The sequence below is a fragment of the Rhodoferax sp. genome (assembly GCF_028714215.1).
GTDB lineage: Bacteria > Pseudomonadota > Gammaproteobacteria > Burkholderiales > Burkholderiaceae_C > Rhodoferax.
On sequence record NZ_JAQTMS010000002.1, the window covers coordinates 169595 to 186670 of the forward strand.

Here is a 17076-nt window from a genome sequence, read left to right on the forward strand (position 1 = left end):
CGGTCCTACGGTCAAAGATCACGCCGCCAGCAGCAATTGCTCAAGCTTGGCGCTGTCGCTACAAAATGCGCGAATGCCTTCGGCGAGCTTCTCGGTCGCCATCGCGTCTTCATTCAGGGCAAAACGGAAACTGGCCTCGTCATAATTCACGCGCGTCAGGTCCAGCGACTGGGCCAGTGTTGCATCCAGCGCGCGCTCCAGCGGTGCTTTGGTCGCCGCCAGGGTGGCCAGCAAATCCGGACTGATGGTCAGCAGGTCGCAACCGGCCAGCGCCGTGATTTGTCCGACATTGCGAAAACTGGCCCCCATCACCTCGGTGGCGACGCCGAATTTTTTGTAGTAGTTGTAGATTTGCCGCACCGATTTGACGCCGGGATCGCAGGCACCGGCGTTATCGGCTTCCACCCAGGCGGCTCCGGCCGTCTTTTTGTACCAGTCGTAAATGCGGCCGACAAAAGGCGAGATCAGCTGCACTTTGGCCTGGCCGCAGGCCACCGCCTGGCAGAACGAGAACAGCAAAGTCAGATTGGTGTGGATGCCGCGCCGCTCCAGCTGCGCCGCGGCTGCGATCCCTTCCCAGGTGGCGGCCACCTTGATCAGAACCCGATCGATGTGGATGCCCTGCGCCTGGTACAGCTCGATGAGGCGCTCGGCCCGTGCCACGGTGGCGTTGCTATCGAAGCTGAGCCGGGCATCGACTTCGGTAGAGACGCGCCCCGGAATGATGGACAGGATTTCACAGCCAAAGCGCACCAGCAGCCGGTCCATGACTTCATCCAGCGCACGACCCCGGTACCGGGCCACGGTGTCGGTCAACAAGGAACGGTAATCGGGCTTTTGCACCGCCTTCAGGATCAGCGACGGATTGGTAGTGGCGTCTTGCGGCAGATAGGCATCAATCTGCTTGAAGTCTCCGCTGTCGGCCACCACGGTGGTGAATTGTTTGAGTGCCTCGAGTTGGTTCATGCCGCCATTATCCAGTCGCAACCGGCACGCCGCTCAGCAGCGCCTTAGGCCGCGTCCGGCGGCGCGACCTTGACCACCGACACGCCATGATCGGCCAGAGTCAATGCCACCTCGGCCCCCAGCGGCAACACCTCGGTGAGGTCCGGCGAGACGACAAATACACGGCCCAACGCGGTTTCGAAGGTGTATTCAAAAAAACTGCCCAGATAAGCTGACTTGAGCAGCTTGCCGGCAACCCCGCTCTGTGCAGCACCGTTATGGCGCTGGATCTGCCAGGCTTCGGGGCGCACGGCAACCTTCACCGGCCCCGGCGCAACAGGTTGCCTTGGCGTGATCTGCAAGGGACCCAGTTGCACCCGTCCGTCCTGGCCCAGCAGAGCCGGAAACAGCATCGCTTCGCCCATGAAGCCGGCCACAAATTCACTGGCCGGACGCTCGTACATGTCTTGCGGCGTGCCGCGTTGGGCGATGCCGCCGTCGTTCATCACAATGATCTGGTCGCTCACCGCCAGCGCCTCGCTTTGGTCATGCGTGACGTAGGCCACGGTGAGGCACAGGCGCTGCTGCAGGGAGCGGATTTCCTCGCGCATTTCGCGCCGCAAGCGGGCATCCAGGTTGCTCAGCGGCTCATCAAACAGCAGCACGGCCGGCTCCAGCACCAGCGAGCGCGCCAGCGCCACGCGCTGCTGCTGGCCACCGGACAACTCGCTGGGCAGGCGCTCGTCATAGGCTAGCAAGCCGACGTTTTTCAAGGCCTCGCTGGCGCGAGCGCGGGCGGCGTCTTTTGCCACGCCGGACATCTTCAGCCCATACATCACGTTCTCCAGCACGTTCATGTGAGGAAACAGGGCGTAGCTCTGGAACATCATGCTGACATTGCGATCCGCCGGACCCAGCGTCGTCACCTCCTTGCCGTCGACGAAGACCTGACCCGAAGTCGGCGACTCCAGTCCGGCAATCATGCGCAGCACGGTCGTCTTGCCACAACCCGAGGGTCCCAGGATGGTGGTCAGGGTGCCTTTTTCAATGCCAAAGCTGATGCCCTTGACCACCAGCGGTGCCGATGCATCGGTGCCGTAGCGTTTGCTGATATTTCTGAATTCAACGCCCTGCATCATGCTGTTATTCCTTTTCGCCGTCCGAGCTTGCGCTCACCCACCAAAAACTGGATCAGCGCCATCGCCAGCGACATCAAAATGATGAGCACCGTGCAATAGGCCAGCGCCACGCCATAGTCGCCGTTGCCGACCCGTCCGATGATGTAAGTGGTGGCCAGCTCGTTCTCCGCCGTCACCAAAAAGATCACCGCGCTGACTGTCGTCATGGCACGTACAAAGCTGTACACCAGGGCCGCCACCAAAGCCGGCTTGAGCAAGGGCAGCACCACGTGAATGAGGGTTTGCGCGGTCGAGGCGCGCAGCATCAGGGAAGCTTCGTCCAGCGATTTGTCCAGTTGCTTGAAGGCGGCCGTACCGGCCCGCACACCGACCGGCAGGTTGCGAAACATGAAGCACAGGACGATGATGAGACCGGTGCCGGTGAGTTCCACCGGTGGCACGTTGAAGGCCAGGATATAGCTCAGGCCCAGCACGGTGCCGGGGATCGCAAAAGCCAGCAAGGCGACAAATTCGAACAGGGCACGGCCGCGAAATTCGGTGCGCGCCAGCAGGTACGCAATCAGGAGTCCGGTCGCCGCCGTCAGCGGTGCCGCGATGCCTGCCAGCTTGACCGTGGTAAAGAATGAATTCCACGCGCTGCCGGCCCACACCAACCCGAAGCGACCCCACTCCAGGGCGAAGGCGGTCTTGAAATGGTTCAACGTGAAGGTGTAGTCACGACCCCAGGTTTGCACAAAGCCGCCCACAAAGGCAAACAGGTAGACCAGCAGCGTAAACGCCAGCCACGGGTAGACCACGGCGTTCAAGCCGCGGCGCACGCTGGCGGGCAGTGCCATGGCAATGCCGGCGTCGCCCTTGCCGCTGACGGTGGTGTAGTTTTGCCGGCCCAGCAAGGCGCGCTGCAGCGCGAACACCGCCAGGGCAAACAGCGTCAGGATCAAAGCCAGCGACGCGGCCCGGCCCTGGTCGTATTGGGCACCGACGATGGCAAAGAAAATATCGGTGGACAGCACCGAGAATTGCCCGCCGACCACAATCGGGTTGCCAAAATCAGCCATGCTTTCGATGAAGCCGACCAGGAAAGCATTGGCCAAACCCGGTTTGAGCAGTGGCACGGTGATGCTGAAGAAGGTTTGTACCCGACTGGCGCGCGAAGTCTGGGCCGCCTCTTCCAGACTGGGGGCAACCCCTTGCACCACACCACGCATGATCATGAAGGCGATCGGGGTGAAGGCAAACAATTGCGCCAGCCAGACCCCCCACAAGCCATAGAACCAGCGCGTCGGCTGGACCTCAAAAGCATATTCCAGAAACTGGTTGACGACGCCGGCGCGACCAAACAGCAGGATCAAACCCAGACCGACCACGAAAGGCGGCGTGATGATAGGCAACAAGGCCAGCACCCGCATGGGTGTTTGCGTTTTCGGGCCGGCACTGCGCTCCGCCAGCAACGCCATCATGGCTCCCAATAAGGTGGTCCCGCCGGCTGTTAGCAGGGCCAGGAAAAGTGTGTTCCAGGCGACACCGCAACGCACGCCACCCGCCAGGCAATGGAGTCCCCACACCCGTTCGTTGCCGATGCGCTCGAAGATGGCGGCCAGCGACCAGCGCCCCTCTTCGTTCACGAACGCACCGTGCAAGGCCTTGCCGACCGGGAAAGCGATGAACAAAACCAGCAGTACAGAACATCCCACGACCGCCGCTGCGATGAACAGATCGCCTTTGAAGTAGCCGCGTCGTGCGACACCAAAGGCCACCATCATCAACAGCGCCAGCAGGGCACAGAAGGCGCCACCGCCGATGCCGAATTGATTGCTTGTCAACTGGCCGAACTGGGTGTCAAAAGTGCCAATGGACCAGCCCTTGGCGCCAATCAGGAAGCCGCAGGCCAGCAGCCCGACAAAACCGGTCAGGCCACCGACCAAAAACCATTTGCCCTGCGCCTTGCCGGCGGGCAAACCCAAGCCGGCGGCAGCGATCAGCAGCCCCAGCAGACCCAGCAGCAGCCACGGGCGCCCATGGAACAGCGCCTGCACCACGCCGTTGGCGGTTTCCGGGCCACCCAGGATCTGCGGCAGCACGCTGTACCAGGCGGTGTCCTGGATGGCATACCAGGGCAGCACCAGGTAGGCCAGCAGACCGATGAGCAGCCAGACGCGAATGGCTTGGTCGGGATCTTTCTTCATCACCGCTTCAATCGATTGAGGACAGAACTGGTTCGCTTCGCGTAACTGCGGTCTGTCCCGCAAATTCTCATTAACGCGGCAGCGAATTGACTTCTTTTTCCCACTTGGCAATCAATCGGCGGCGCTCGGCGCTGGCACCGTACTTGGCGTAGTCGTAGTTGATGAACTTGATTCTCTTGAAGTCGGGGATGCGTGGATCGTTCTTCGCGTTCTTATTCGACGGCAATTGAAACTGCTTGGCTGCCGCCGCCATTTCCTGCGCCGCCGGTGTCAGCGCCCACTCGTAGAACTTCTTGGCGGCGTCCAGATTGCGCGCGCCCTTGATGATGCTCATGGACCCGATCTCCGCCCCCGTGCCTTCGCTGGGGGTGACGGTCTCCACTGGAAAACCGTTCATCTTTTCGCCCGGGCCGTCGTGTACGAAACTGATGGATACGGCCGTCTCGCCACGCGCCACGGCCTTGATCGGGCCGGTGCCGGAGCGGGTGTACTGGCTGATATTTTTGTGCAGACGCTTCAGATAATCAAAAGCCTTCTCCTCCCCCATCAACTGCACCAGCGTCGCCACCATGGTGTAGGCAGTGCCGCTGGAGCCGGGGTTGGCGACCTGGATATCGCCCTTGTATTCGGGTTTGAGCAGATCGGCCCAGGACCGAGGTACCGGCAGCTTCTTCTTCGCCAGCAGTTCCGGGTTGTAGCCAAAACCCAGAGGGCCGGAATAAATGCCAACGGTCTTGAAACCGGCTTGCTGCGCCTGCTGTTGCGCCCAGGGGTAGAGCTGCGCCAGACTGGGCGATTTGTACTCGATCGACAGACCCTGCTCGGCCGCCTGTAAATGCGGGTCTCCGGTGCCGCCAAACCAGAGGTCGGTCTTGGGGTTGTCCTTCTCCGCCATCAACTGCGCCAACGCCTCGCCCGAGCCCTTCATGCTGATATTGACTTTGGTGCCGGTGGTACGGGCGTAAACCGTAGCTATCATGTTGCACCACTCGGCCTGCACCGAACAAATGATATTGACCTGCCCTTGCGCCTGTGCGGCGAAAGAAAACAAGGCCGCAGTGGCGGCCAGCACCTGCATTTTCATTCCAACTCCTGTAGCTTTGCGTCAGAGAACACGAGAATTTTTCAGTTTAATGCAATGCCCGGGGCACCGGTTACATGATTTTTCTAATTTCGTGAAACTAAGTTACATTACCGGTCTGGACTCTGCGATTTTGCTACCTTGAACTTTTTTACCCATGAGCTTTGACCTTGTTTTGTTTGGCGGCACCGGGGACCTCGCCTGGCGCAAGTTGATGCCGGCCTTGTTTCAGGCTTTTCGCCATGGCACGCTGCCCGAAGGCGGCCGCATCATTGGCGTTGCCCGCGACGCCCTCAGTTCCGAGCAGTACCGCGCCCTGATCCGTTCCCGCTTCGACGCTGTTGAGTTGGCCAAACGCCCCAGTGTGGAAGAGTTCACACGGTTTGCGGCTTTGCTTGAATTCGTCCAGATGGACCTGTCCAAACCGGATGACTACGCCAGTCTTGCGACCCTGCTGGAAAAGCGTCAGGCCGACAGCGTGCTGATGTATGTCGCCACGGCACCCGCCTTGTTCACCACCGTCTGCGAACAACTGGCCCGCGCCGGACTGAATACCGCCCGGACCCGTGTCGTGCTGGAAAAACCGCTGGGCCATGACCTGGCCAGCAACCGCGCCATCAACGAAGCCGTGCGCCGCGTGTTCAGCGAAAAGCAGGTCTTCCGGATCGACCATTACCTGGGCAAGCCGGCGGTGCAAAATCTGTTCGCGCTGCGCTTTGGCAACGCCTTGTTCGAGCCGCTGTGGCGACGCGAACACATTGCCAACATCCAGATCACGATTGCCGAAGACCTGGGTGTGGAAAAACGCGGTGCCTTCTACGAGACTACCGGGGCTCTGCGCGACATGGTGCAAAACCATGCCCTGCAACTGCTGTGCGCGATTGGCATGGAGCCGCCCATCAACTCGCATGCCGATGCCATCCGCGACGAAAAACTCAAGGTCTTGCGTTCACTCAAACCCTGGTCCGGCACAGCACTGGCGCAGGACGTGATTCGCGGTCAGTATGCGGCTGGCACGATTGCCGGCGCGGCGGTGGCCGGGTATCGCGAAGAGCCCGGCGTCAGCGCGCAAAGCCACACCGAAACCTTTGTTGCGCTGCGCACCGAAATTTCCAACTGGCGCTGGGCCGGTGTGCCGTTTTACCTCCGTACCGGCAAGCGACTGGCCGGCCGCGATGCCCGCATCGTGGTCAATTTCCGGCCCACGCCGCACGCCATTTTCAATTCTGAAATCGGCATGGCGAATCGCCTGGTCATCAATCTGCAACCCAAGGATGGCCTCGAATTGCATCTGTTGGCGCAGGGACAAAGCAACCGGCGCAATTCACAGACCCTGGCACCGGTACAACTCGACCTCGACTTTGACAAACGCTTTGGCTCGGAGCGGGTCGGGGCTTATGAACGGCTGCTGCTGGACGTCATCGACGGCCGCCTCAACCTGTTCGTGCGCAGCGACGAACAAGAGGAAGCCTGGCGCTGGGTCGAACCGATTCTGGAACACTGGAAAAATGAGGTGCAAGGCCCGCGCCTTTACGCCGCCGGCACCTGGGGACCCAGCGCGTCCAGTGCCATGATTGCACGCGACGGTTTCTGCTGGGCCGAGGAATCTTGAAGCGTCATGCTTGACCGAATCACCGCTTGCCTGCCCTCACTGGCTCCGGCTGAACAGCGTGTCGGCAAACTGGTGCTGAGCGATCCGCGCAGCTTTGCCAGGCTGCCGGTCAGCGAACTGGCGCAGCGCGCCCACGTCAGCAAACCGACGGTGGTACGGTTTTGCCGCAGCGTGGGCTACGATGGCCTGTCCGATTTCAAGCTCAAGCTGGTCGGCAACATCAGCGAGGGCGTGCCCTTCATTCACCGCAGCGTCGATGTCGACGACAAGACCAGCGACATCATGGTCAAGGTCATCGACAACACGGTGGCGGCGTTTTTGAAATACCGCAACGATGCCGGTGTGGCGGCCATCGAGAAGGCCGCCGTCGCCATGGTGCAAGCCTACCGGGACGGCAAGCGGATCGAATTTTTTGGCGTTGGCAACTCCGGCATCGTGGCGCAGGACGCGCAACACAAGTTTTTCCGCTTGGGCATGCACGCCATCGCCTACAGCGACGGCCACATGCAGGTCATGAGCGCGTCCCTGCTGGGACCGGGCGACTGCGTCGTCATCATCTCCAACTCGGGCCGCACGCGCGACTTGATGGACGCCTGCGACATTGCCCGCAAGCACGGCGCCACCACCATCGTCATCACCACCAGTGGCTCGCCACTGGCCGCGGCCGGTCATATTCACTTGGCCGCCGACCACCCGGAAGGCTACGACCGCTACAGCCCGATGGTGTCGCGTCTGCTGCATTTGCTGATCATCGACATCCTCGCCACCAGTGTCGCCCTGCGCATAGGGGGCGACAAGTTGCAGCCCTTGCTGCGCGAGATGAAGAACAACTTGCGCAGCAAGCGTTACGCCTGAAGCGCGCGCGGGTCATGCCGGACCAGATCCGCTAGCCAGTGGATTGCGGCTCTGGTCCGCAATGACAAAGCCATGCGCGCTAGATTCTCGCTTCTTCAACGGCATGGCAGGCGATCTTGTCGGCGCCCAACGCCAGCAACTGCGGTCGCTCGACCCGGCAGCGCTCGTTCGCATGCGGGCAGCGCGGGTTGAAGGCGCACCCGGCGGGTGGATTCAAGGGGTTCGGTACTTCCCCCTGCACCGGCGTACGGGCGCGACCGGTATCGTGCATCTTGGGGATGGCATCGAGCAGCATCCGGGTATAGGGGTGACGCGGATTGGCAAACAAGGTCTGCTTGTCGGCCAGTTCCACCAGGCGTCCCAGGTACATCACGCCAACCTGGTCGCTGACGTGCCGCACCACCGCCAGATTGTGCGATATGAACAGGTAGGTCAGACCCAGCTTGCGTTGCAGGTCCTTCATGATGTTGAGCACCTGGGCCTGCACACTCACGTCCAGCGCCGAGGTCGGCTCATCGCATACCAAAAATTCAGGATTTGTCGCCAGCGCTCGGGCAATCGAGATGCGTTGCCGCTGGCCGCCGGAGAACTGGTGCGGGTACTTGCCGCTATCGGACGCGCTCAAACCCACGGAGACGAGAAGTGCCCCGACCTGCTCTTTCAGCTCGGCCGGATCACTCACCAAGCCATGCTCGATCAGCGGCTCCGCCACGATGTCCTGCACCAGCCAGCGCGGGTTCAGGGACGCATAGGGATCCTGAAAAATCATCTGGATGCGACTGCGCAGCTTCAAACCCTGAGGGGTCTTGAAGATGGCATGGGCATCGAGCCCATCGAACTGCAAATTGCCACGAGTCGGCTCGTACAAGCCGACCAGAAGCCGGGCCACCGTGCTCTTGCCGCAACCGGATTCGCCGACCAGCGCCAGCGTCTTGCCTTTTTCAATTTCGAAACTGACCCCATCGACGGCGCGCAGCAGGGTGCGCGGCTTGTGCTCCAGCACCCGATTGAGCCAGGGCGCCGACACGTCGAAAGTCATTGCCAAGTCATTGGCTTGAACCAGGGCAGTCATATCGGGCCGTCCCGCAAGGCACGATCAGTTGGGGACAGGGCTTCGCTGCGCTCCGGTCTGTCCCGCAAAGTCTCATGAAGCCAGCAGGCGGCCCGGGTCACTCCGGCGTTCAACAACTCCGGGCGCGCGCTTTTGCATTTGGCGAAGGTTTGCGGGCAACGCGGGTTATAGGCACAGCCGGTCGGAATGGCATTCAGGCGCGGCATCGCGCCGTCAATCTGATTCAGGCGTTCACGGTCTTGTGTAATGTCGGGAATCGCCGCCATTAGTCCTGCCGTATAGGGATGTGCCGGGTGGTTGATGACTTCGTGCACCGGGCCGATCTCGGCAATGCGGCCGCAGTACAGCACCGCCACCCGGTCGCAGGTTTCGGCAATCACGCCCATGTCGTGCGTGATCAGCATCACCGCCGCGCCGTGACGTTTGCAAACGGCTTTCAGCAGCGTGATGATTTGGGCCTGAATGGAAACGTCCAGGGCCGTCGTCGGCTCGTCCGCGACGATCAGTTTGGGCTCGGCGGCAAGCGCCAGGGCAATCACCACGCGCTGGCGCATGCCGCCCGAAAACTGGTGCGGATAGTGGTCAACACGCTGCTCGGGCGCAGGAATGCCAGTGTCTTTAAGCAACCCAATGGCGCGTTCCCGTGCCTCTTTTTCACTCAGGGGCAGGTGCGTGCGTATGGTCTCGACCAACTGGCGGCCTACCGTGTACAGCGGGTTGAGCGAAGTCAGCGGGTCCTGGAAAATGGCCCCGATGCGCTTGCCCCGGATGTGGCGCATCTGCTCAAATCCAAGCTGGTCGATGCGCTCGCCTTCGAGCAGGATTTGCCCGCTGGCAATACGCCCGGGAGGGTCCAGCAGACCAATGATGGCGGCACCGGTAATCGATTTGCCGGCGCCCGATTCGCCCACCACCCCCAAAATCTCGCCGGGCGCGATGTCGAACGAAATATCGTCCAAGGCCCGCAGCGTGCCGCGCCGATGCGGAAATTCGACGATCAGGTTTTTTACTTGCAACAGACTCATGCGTGCTTCAAGAAATTCGTCATCGCGATATCCCATTGGTCATTGCGGGCCCCGACCCGCAATCCATGGTGCGAGTGGCACTGGATCCCGGATCAAGTCCGGGATGACAACCGAGAGGTCCGGCATGACAACCGGTGCCACGGCCTTCAGCCTCACCTCGAAAAAAATCTTGCATCATCATTTGCATCCCTAGCGCAACTTTGGGTTCAGGGCGTCGCGCAACCAGTCGCCCAGCAGATTCACGCTCAGGGAAATCAAGACCAGCATCAGACCGGGGAAAACCGTAATCCACCATTCGCCCGAGAACAGGTAGTTGTTACCGACCCGAATCAGGGTGCCCAGCGACGGCGCCGTGGGCGGTGCACCAACCCCCAAAAATGACAGTGTCGCTTCAATGATGATGGCAGTGGCGACCTGGATCGTGGCCAACACCAGCACCGGTCCCAGCACGTTGGGCAACACGTGGCGCCGCATGATGCGCAGGCTCGAGACGCCCGTCACCCGGGCCGCCTGCACGTATTCCTTGTGGCGTTCCACCAGCGTCGAGCCGCGCACCGTGCGCGCGTACTGAACCCAGCCGGTCAGTGTGATGGAGATGATCAGCACAAAGAAGGCCAGAGAATCCTGTGCATTGGGAAACAGGGCTCGCCCGACACCGGCGATCAGTAGCGCCACCAGAATCGCCGGGAACGACAGCATCACATCGCACAAGCGCATCAAAATGGCGTCCACCCAACCGCCCAGGAAGCCGGCTATCAGACCCAGTGTCACGCCAAGCAGCACTGACAAGGCGACCGATGCCAAGCCCACCGCCAGCGAAATGCGGGCGCCGAACATCAGGGCCGAGAGAATGTCGCGGCCCTGGTCATCGGTACCCAGCAGATACTTGGCGCTACCCAGCGCGTCCCAGGCCGGCGGCAGCCGCGCATCGCTCAACTCCAGCGTACTGAGGTCAAACGGGTTGTGCGGCGCCACCAGATTGGCAAACACGGAGCAAAAAATACAGACAAAAGCAATGGTGGCGGCGGCCACCGCCACCGGCGAATTGCGAAAACTGTAGCCGATATCGCTGTCGCCCAGCCGGGCCAACCATACTTTCATCCGAGGTCGTACGTCCAGGTTCAGGGGTTGACCTTGACGAATTTCCAGATCATGTCGTTGTTGGGCAGTTGCACCAGATCAACGTTTTTCTTCATGGCCCAATTCAACGCCTGTTGATGCAGCGGCAGGTGCCCGACTTCATCCTGATGAATCTTCAAGGCCTCATGAATCATCTCGCTGCGTTTCTTCAGATCGGTCTCGGAGCCGATTTTTTGAGTCAACTCATCCACCCTGGCATTGCTGTAGGCGCCCAGATTGAACTGACCCCGGCCACCCTCACCCGGTGAGGACATGATGGGATACAAGACGTTGTGCACGTCGACCGTGCTGGCAGTCCAACCGAGCATGTAGAAACTGGTGTTGCGGCTCAGAATCTTGGGGAAATAAGTGCCCTTGGTTTCAGCTTCAAGATTGATCTTGACGCCGATTTTGGACAGGTTGGCGGCCACCGCCTGGCAAATTCTTTCGTCGTTGACATAACGGTCATTGGGACAGTTCATCTTGACTTCGAAGCCGGCCGGGTAGCCTGCCTCAACCATCAACTTCTTGGCCGCGTCCACGTTGAACGGCAAGCGTTTGCTCAAAGACGCGTCGAATCCGTTCACTTGAGGCGGCAGCATCAAGGCCACCGGCGTGGCGGCGCCGCGCATCACGGTCTTTTGAATGCCGTCAATGTCAATCGCCTGGTAGAACGCCTGGCGCACGCGCTTGTCCTTGAACGGGTTTTTGCCCTTCACATTGGAGAACAGCAACTCGTCGCGCTTCTGGTCCATGCCCAAAAAGATCACGCGCAGTTCGGGACCCTGCATCACCTTGAACTTGGGATTGCTCTTGATGCGGTCAACGTCTTGTACCGGCACCGGCTCCATCACATCAATTTCACCCGACAGCAAAGCAGCCACGCGGGTGGCGTCGTTGCCAATGGGTGTGAAAATCACTTCGTCCACATTGCCGTCGATCTTGCCCCAATAGTTGCCATTGCGCACAAAAGTGGTACGCACCCCTGGCTGACGCTCGCGGACGCGATAGGGGCCGGTGCCGTTGGCACGGAACGACGCCGCGTTTTCAATGCCTTTGCGCCGGTCCACCGGCTTGGTGGCTTGATTCGTTTCGCACCATTTCTTGCTCATCATGAGCCAGTTGGTAAACAACTCGGGCAGGATCGGGAATGGTGCGCTGGTAATGAAATCAAGTGAATAGTCATTGATCTTCTTGATCTCCTTGATCTGGCCCACATAGCTCTTCATGTCCGAGCCGTCGTCCTTGGCGCGCTCGTAGCTGAAGATCACGTCGTCGGCCGTGAAAGGCGTGCCATCATGAAACTTGACGCCCTTGCGCAAATTGAAATGCCACACCGTGGGCGAGGTCTGTTTCCAGTCGGTGGCCAGCGCCGGCGCCAGCTTGAAGTCGCGCCCGCGCGTAACCAGCGGCTCGAACACGTTGCCGGTAACCGAGAGCTGCAGCGACTCGTTGAGTGAATGCGGGTCCATGGACAACGCATCGCCCTGATTGGCAACCCGCAAGGTCGCCGCCGATGCCGTCACACTCATCGCCGCCAGCGCAATCGCCACGGGTGTCAGAACACTGTTTATGCCAAATTTCATACTCGTCTCCAGTTAAAAATCAACAAATTTGCGGGACAGACCGCAGTTACGCGAAGCGAACAAGCTCTGTCCTCAACTACTCAAAACGAACAAGCTCTACCCTCAACGACTCAAAAAGATCCAATTCCGTTCTCAACCGACTAAATGGGCATCGCCTGCTCGACCAGACTGGCATGCAAAGCCGCGCCCAAAGGCAGGATCTGGTCGTTGAAGTCATAGCGGCTATTGTGCAGGAAACAACTGCCCAGACCACCCTCAATGCCTTGGCCAATGCGCATGTAGGCACCAGGCTTGACCTGTAGCATAAAGGAAAAGTCTTCTGCTCCCATGCTCGGCTCCAGATCGCGCACCACCTGTTCGGGTCCCACCAGGCTTTGCGCCACATCCGCGGCAAAGAGCGCCTCGGCCGCCGTGTTGATGGTAGCGGGGTAGGAGCGCTCGTAACAAACCGTGGCAGTGGCACCAAAGCCCTGCGCCACCGCGCTGCACATCTCGTTCAGACGCCTCTCCACCATGGCCTGCACTTGCGGACTGAAGGTGCGCACGGTACCGACCAGCGTGGCGCTGCCCGGGATCACGCTCATGGCGCCCAGCTCACCCGCGCGCATGGCGCACAGACTGATGACGGCATTGTCGATCGGTCTGACGTTGCGCGAGACGATGCTTTGCACGGCGGTAATGATGTGGGCCGCCACCAGCACCGGATCCACCGTCTGGTAGGCGTGGGCGCCATGCCCGCCCTTGCCGGTGATCTCGATGGTGATGCGGTCCGCCGCCGCCATCATGGGTCCCGGATTGACGCCTACCGTGCCGGGACGCATCGCCGGCCAGTTGTGCATGCCGTAAATCGACTGTACCGGGAAGCGCTCGAACAGGCCGTCTTCTATCATGGCTTTGGCGCCTGCGAAGCCCTCTTCCCCGGGTTGAAAGATCAATACCGCGCTGCCATCGAAATTACGCGTCTCGGCCAGGTAACGTGCCGCCCCGACCAGCATGGCCGTGTGGCCGTCATGGCCGCAACCGTGCATCAGACCGGCGCGGGACGATTTCCAGCTGAATTCGTTATGTTCCGTCATCGCCAGGGCGTCCATGTCGGCCCGCAGGCCTATCATTTTTCCGCTGCTGTTGCGTTGGCCCTTGATGACCGCCACGACACCGGTTTTTCCAATACCGGGGTGAATCTCGTCGACACCGCACAGCTTCAAGGCTTCCTGCACCCGCGCCGCTGTGTAAACCTCTTCGAAACCGAGCTCCGGATGGGCATGCAGGTCGCGCCGAAATTCCGTCATCTCGGGGTGGAAAGCAGCAATCCGTGCAAACGCACGACCCTGAACCTTCAGCGGCGCATAAAGACCCGTGACTTGCATCAATGTCCTCCCGTAGCGCCCACTCGCAAGCGCGGGTCAACCACAAAATAAAGCAGATCAACCACCAAATTGATCAGCACAAAAATCAACGCGATCAGACACAGGTAGGCAGCCATCACCGGAATATCGGCAAAGGTCACGGCTTGAATGAAAAGCAGACCCATGCCAGGCCATTGGAAAACAGTCTCGGTAATGATGGCAAAAGCAATCAGCTGCCCCAATTGCAGGCCGGTGATGGTGATCACCGGCACCAATGTGTTTTGCAGCGCGTGGCCAAAATGAATGGCACGGTTGCTCAGGCCCCGGGCACGGGCAAACCGGATGTAGTCGGTGCGCAAGACCTCCAGCATTTCAGCCCGCACCAGGCGCATGATGAGCGTCAGCTGGAACACCGCCAACGTGATCGCCGGCAACACCAGATGGTGCCAGCCATCGAGCGTCAGCAAACCGCTTTGCCACCAGCCCAGTTGCACCACCTCGCCACGCCCAAAACTGGGGAACCAGCCCAGCCCCACAGAAAACGCCAGGATCAGCAGAATGCCGATCAGAAATGTCGGCAGCGACACTCCCAACAATGAGATCGTCATGAACACCTGGCTCAAGAAACTGCCCCGTCGCAAGGCCGAGTAAACCCCTAGCGGCACTCCGATCAGCAAGGCCAGTACAGCCGCCACCAGCGCCAACTCCAGCGTGGCCGGCAGGCGCTCGGCAATCAGGCGCGACACCTTGGCGCCCTGGCGCAAACTCAGGCCGAACTCACCCTGCACGGCGTTGCTCAGGAAGTGCCAGAACTGCACAAAAAAGGGCTGGTCCAAGCCCAAATCGGTGCGCAGTTGGCGGATTTGGTCCGGCTTGGCATCCTGCCCAAGCAGGAACACCACCGGGTCGCCCACATACTGGAACAGCATGAACGCGATGAAGGCGACTGCCACCATCACGACAAGAGCCTGTATCAGGCGACGAAGAATAAATACGAACATCAATCAGAACCAGGGAAAGCCAGAATCTAACAGAGCAAGCAGCGTGCCGATATGGGGGTTTTCATGAGTTTGCAGGCAAACCAAGCGCATAGCGCCCTAAATGATGGGCGCACCCGTAAAAAAACCCCGCCACGTTGCCATGGCGGGGTCTTGAGTTTTAACCGTCAACTGACTTGCGTCAGCATCCGATTAGAACTTCTTGGCAATACCGAAGTCAAAGCCGTTGGACGAGCCGTTGACGGCGGTCGTCGAGCCGTTCAGGGCAGCAGCAGCACCGCCACTGTTGTTCACGGTTGCGAACGTGCCATACATCGAGGTTGTCTTGCTGAAGTTATACACATAGCCCAGTGCAAACTGGCTGGTCTTGGCCGTACCGTTGTCGGTGTTCGAGAACGAAGCGCGAACCAGGCCAGCACCAACCGGAACCGAGCCGCCGATCAAATAACCATTGATGTCAGATTGACCCGTTGCCTGGTTTTTCTGGACATAGGCATTCAGTGTTCCAGCGCCGAAGTTGTAGGTACCGCCGAAGTTGGTCACTTGCGTGTCGGTGTTAGCGCCCGTGGTGGTCGAACCGTAGCCCAGACCCAGGCTCAAAGGACCTTGGTCGTAAGACAACAGGAAAGAGCCACCGTTGCCAGCGCTGCTATTGGCAACGTTGGAAGCGTTCTCACCCATGTAGCCTTGCGCCCAGACCTTGAAGCCGCTCATGCTGGGCGAAATCCAGCCATAAGAGTTGGAGGCACGCACTGCAACGACGCCAGTGTAATTTGCACCGCCTTGGAATGCGCGGGAAGTACCGACACCGTTGATACCGAACGGATCATAAATCGCTTCCAGCCAGAATGCCGGGGTGTAGTCACGGCCGGCACGGAACTCGCCAAAGCCACCGAACATCTGCAGATAGGACCGGCGATTGAAGACAAAGCCGCCGCTGGCGCTGCCGCCGGTGGACTGGTTGTTGGTGTTGGTGCTGGCACCGGTACCATTGTCATTGTTCACGCCACCGGCCAGGATGAAGCCAGCCTTCAGACCGCCGCCCAGGTCTTCAACGCCTTTGAAGCCGATTTCGCTGCTGGCGAGGCCGGAGTTACCCAGCTGTGTCTTGTTGGCAACATCACCGCTACCATACATCAAGGTTGCGTCAACCGTGCCGTAAAGGGTGACCGAGGATTGTGCAAATGCGCTGGCAGCAGCCAATGCAGCCAGAGCTACGAGGGATCTTTTCATATTAAGTTACTCCAAGGTTAAACATAGGGCTCCGGTTTGATACTTTCGGACCCCGGGCCAACCTCCTATTTCAGGAAGTTGGCTTGATTGAACCAGAGGCTGGGGGGCTTGGCAAAGGAAAAGTCCGTAAACTTTGGCAAAGCTGGCGCTTTCGTTGTGAGCTTGCAACAAGTTGCTACAGGTCAACGCCGGGCATCAGGATCAGAAAAATCAGACAAAAACCGAACCAAACCAAAATTTTGGGCGTTTTACAATAACCTTATGGACACCCTCTTAAGTGCTGCCGACGCGGCCTTGCGCACCCTGTTTGCGACGCCACGCGCCAGCCAGCCCTGCCCCACTCTGGCTGGCCAGGCCAGCCATTTGTCCGACGCCGAAAAAGCGCATGCCGGCGCCTTGATGCGTGTCAACCATGTGGGCGAGGTATGCGCCCAAGCGCTTTACACGGCACAGGCACTGGTCACCCGGAACGACACTCTGCGCGCTCATTTCACGCGGGCCAGCCTGGAGGAAACCAATCACCTGGCCTGGACCGAGCAGCGCCTGAAGGAGTTGGGGCAGCACAAATCCCTGCTCAACCCGCTCTGGTACGGCGCCGCCTTTGGGCTCGGGCTGCTGGCGGGACGCTTGGGCGATCGGGTCAGCCTGGGTTTTGTGGTGGAGACGGAAAATCAGGTCGAAGCGCATCTGGACAGCCATCTGACACTGTTGCCGGCCAATGACCACGCCTCGCGCGCCATCGTGGCGCAAATGAAGGACGACGAAGCGCGCCACGCACTGGACGCGCAAAAGGCCGGCGCCACCGAGTTGCCGCAAGCCGTCAAGAGCCTGATGCGAGCTGCCGCCAAAGTGATGACCACGGTGGCGCACCGGATTTAA

14 protein-coding genes are annotated in these 17076 nt (G+C 60.1%); 3 read left to right on the forward strand and 11 right to left on the reverse strand.

The window, feature by feature from the left end:
* Window positions 1-18 precede the first annotated feature (18 nt).
* The 4 genes from tal to PHS32_RS01860 all read right to left on the reverse strand — a co-directional run bounded on the left by tal (window position 19) and on the right by PHS32_RS01860 (window position 5348).
* Entirely contained in the window at window positions 19-966 is a 948-nt protein-coding gene (gene tal, locus PHS32_RS01845; protein ID WP_301077049.1) for a transaldolase, read from the reverse strand.
* Window positions 967-1010: 44 nt separating this feature from the next.
* Window positions 1011-2081 (reverse strand): ABC transporter ATP-binding protein, encoded by a 1071-nt coding sequence (locus PHS32_RS01850; protein WP_301077083.1) that lies wholly within the window; start codon window positions 2079-2081, stop codon window positions 1011-1013.
* A complete protein-coding gene (locus tag PHS32_RS01855; RefSeq protein ID WP_301077050.1) occupies window positions 2081-4270 on the reverse strand; it encodes an iron ABC transporter permease in 2190 nt (729 codons plus the stop codon). The genes PHS32_RS01850 and PHS32_RS01855 overlap by 1 nt, the downstream gene beginning before the upstream one ends.
* Before the next feature lie 70 nt (window positions 4271-4340).
* Window positions 4341-5348: an ABC transporter substrate-binding protein gene (locus tag PHS32_RS01860; RefSeq protein ID WP_301077084.1), complete on the reverse strand. Its 1008-nt coding sequence runs from the start codon at window positions 5346-5348 to the stop codon at window positions 4341-4343.
* A 160-nt stretch (window positions 5349-5508) separates the two neighbouring features.
* Between PHS32_RS01860 and zwf the strand changes: the two genes are divergently transcribed.
* Together zwf and PHS32_RS01870 are read left to right on the forward strand one after the other, a co-directional pair.
* The gene (gene zwf, locus PHS32_RS01865) at window positions 5509-6963 is read left to right on the forward strand and encodes a glucose-6-phosphate dehydrogenase (protein ID WP_301077051.1); all 1455 of its coding nucleotides are present in this window, start codon (window positions 5509-5511) and stop codon (window positions 6961-6963) included.
* Window positions 6964-6969: 6 nt separating this feature from the next.
* A complete protein-coding gene (locus PHS32_RS01870) occupies window positions 6970-7818 on the forward strand; it encodes a MurR/RpiR family transcriptional regulator (protein WP_301077052.1) in 849 nt (282 codons plus the stop codon).
* 79 nt (window positions 7819-7897) lie between these two features.
* On the opposite strand, the gene PHS32_RS01875 is transcribed toward PHS32_RS01870, so the two are convergent.
* From PHS32_RS01875 to PHS32_RS01905, 7 genes are all read right to left on the reverse strand, one after another.
* A complete protein-coding gene (locus PHS32_RS01875; protein ID WP_301077053.1) occupies window positions 7898-8857 on the reverse strand; it encodes an oligopeptide/dipeptide ABC transporter ATP-binding protein in 960 nt (319 codons plus the stop codon).
* Between the two features lie 29 nt (window positions 8858-8886).
* The gene (locus PHS32_RS01880; RefSeq protein ID WP_301077054.1) at window positions 8887-9915 is read right to left on the reverse strand and encodes an ABC transporter ATP-binding protein; all 1029 of its coding nucleotides are present in this window, start codon (window positions 9913-9915) and stop codon (window positions 8887-8889) included.
* Between the two features lie 189 nt (window positions 9916-10104).
* Entirely contained in the window at window positions 10105-11016 is a 912-nt protein-coding gene (locus tag PHS32_RS01885; protein WP_301077055.1) for an ABC transporter permease, read from the reverse strand.
* Window positions 11017-11036: 20 nt separating this feature from the next.
* Window positions 11037-12620, reverse strand: coding sequence for an ABC transporter substrate-binding protein (locus PHS32_RS01890; protein WP_301077056.1), 1584 nt, complete (start codon window positions 12618-12620; stop codon window positions 11037-11039).
* Window positions 12621-12760: 140 nt separating this feature from the next.
* A complete protein-coding gene (locus tag PHS32_RS01895; RefSeq protein WP_301077057.1) occupies window positions 12761-13987 on the reverse strand; it encodes a M20 aminoacylase family protein in 1227 nt (408 codons plus the stop codon).
* Entirely contained in the window at window positions 13987-14967 is a 981-nt protein-coding gene (locus PHS32_RS01900; protein WP_301077058.1) for an ABC transporter permease, read from the reverse strand. Before PHS32_RS01900 ends, PHS32_RS01895 begins: the two co-directional genes overlap by 1 nt.
* Before the next feature lie 189 nt (window positions 14968-15156).
* Entirely contained in the window at window positions 15157-16197 is a 1041-nt protein-coding gene (locus tag PHS32_RS01905; protein WP_301077059.1) for a porin, read from the reverse strand.
* A gap of 261 nt (window positions 16198-16458) precedes the next feature.
* On the opposite strand from PHS32_RS01905, the gene coq7 reads away from it, so the two are divergent.
* Entirely contained in the window at window positions 16459-17076 is a 618-nt protein-coding gene (gene coq7 / locus PHS32_RS01910) for a 2-polyprenyl-3-methyl-6-methoxy-1,4-benzoquinone monooxygenase (protein ID WP_301077060.1), read from the forward strand.

What these genes read in the sequence shown, in the direction of transcription:
- tal (WP_301077049.1), bottom strand. Translation starts at nt 966, where the DNA reads ATGAACCAACTCGAGGCACTCAAACAATTCACCACCGTGGTGGCCGAC.
- PHS32_RS01850 (WP_301077083.1), bottom strand. Translation starts at nt 2,081, where the DNA reads ATGCAGGGCGTTGAATTCAGAAATATCAGCAAACGCTACGGCACCGAT.
- PHS32_RS01855 (WP_301077050.1), bottom strand. Translation starts at nt 4,270, where the DNA reads ATGAAGAAAGATCCCGACCAAGCCATTCGCGTCTGGCTGCTCATCGGT.
- PHS32_RS01860 (WP_301077084.1), bottom strand. Translation starts at nt 5,348, where the DNA reads ATGCAGGTGCTGGCCGCCACTGCGGCCTTGTTTTCTTTCGCCGCACAG.
- zwf (WP_301077051.1), top strand. Translation starts at nt 5,509, where the DNA reads ATGAGCTTTGACCTTGTTTTGTTTGGCGGCACCGGGGACCTCGCCTGG.
- PHS32_RS01870 (WP_301077052.1), top strand. Translation starts at nt 6,970, where the DNA reads ATGCTTGACCGAATCACCGCTTGCCTGCCCTCACTGGCTCCGGCTGAA.
- PHS32_RS01875 (WP_301077053.1), bottom strand. Translation starts at nt 8,857, where the DNA reads ATGACTTTCGACGTGTCGGCGCCCTGGCTCAATCGGGTGCTGGAGCAC.
- PHS32_RS01880 (WP_301077054.1), bottom strand. Translation starts at nt 9,915, where the DNA reads ATGAGTCTGTTGCAAGTAAAAAACCTGATCGTCGAATTTCCGCATCGG.
- PHS32_RS01885 (WP_301077055.1), bottom strand. Translation starts at nt 11,016, where the DNA reads ATGAAAGTATGGTTGGCCCGGCTGGGCGACAGCGATATCGGCTACAGT.
- PHS32_RS01890 (WP_301077056.1), bottom strand. Translation starts at nt 12,620, where the DNA reads ATGAAATTTGGCATAAACAGTGTTCTGACACCCGTGGCGATTGCGCTG.
- PHS32_RS01895 (WP_301077057.1), bottom strand. Translation starts at nt 13,987, where the DNA reads ATGCAAGTCACGGGTCTTTATGCGCCGCTGAAGGTTCAGGGTCGTGCG.
- PHS32_RS01900 (WP_301077058.1), bottom strand. Translation starts at nt 14,967, where the DNA reads ATGTTCGTATTTATTCTTCGTCGCCTGATACAGGCTCTTGTCGTGATG.
- PHS32_RS01905 (WP_301077059.1), bottom strand. Translation starts at nt 16,197, where the DNA reads ATGAAAAGATCCCTCGTAGCTCTGGCTGCATTGGCTGCTGCCAGCGCA.
- coq7 (WP_301077060.1), top strand. Translation starts at nt 16,459, where the DNA reads ATGGACACCCTCTTAAGTGCTGCCGACGCGGCCTTGCGCACCCTGTTT.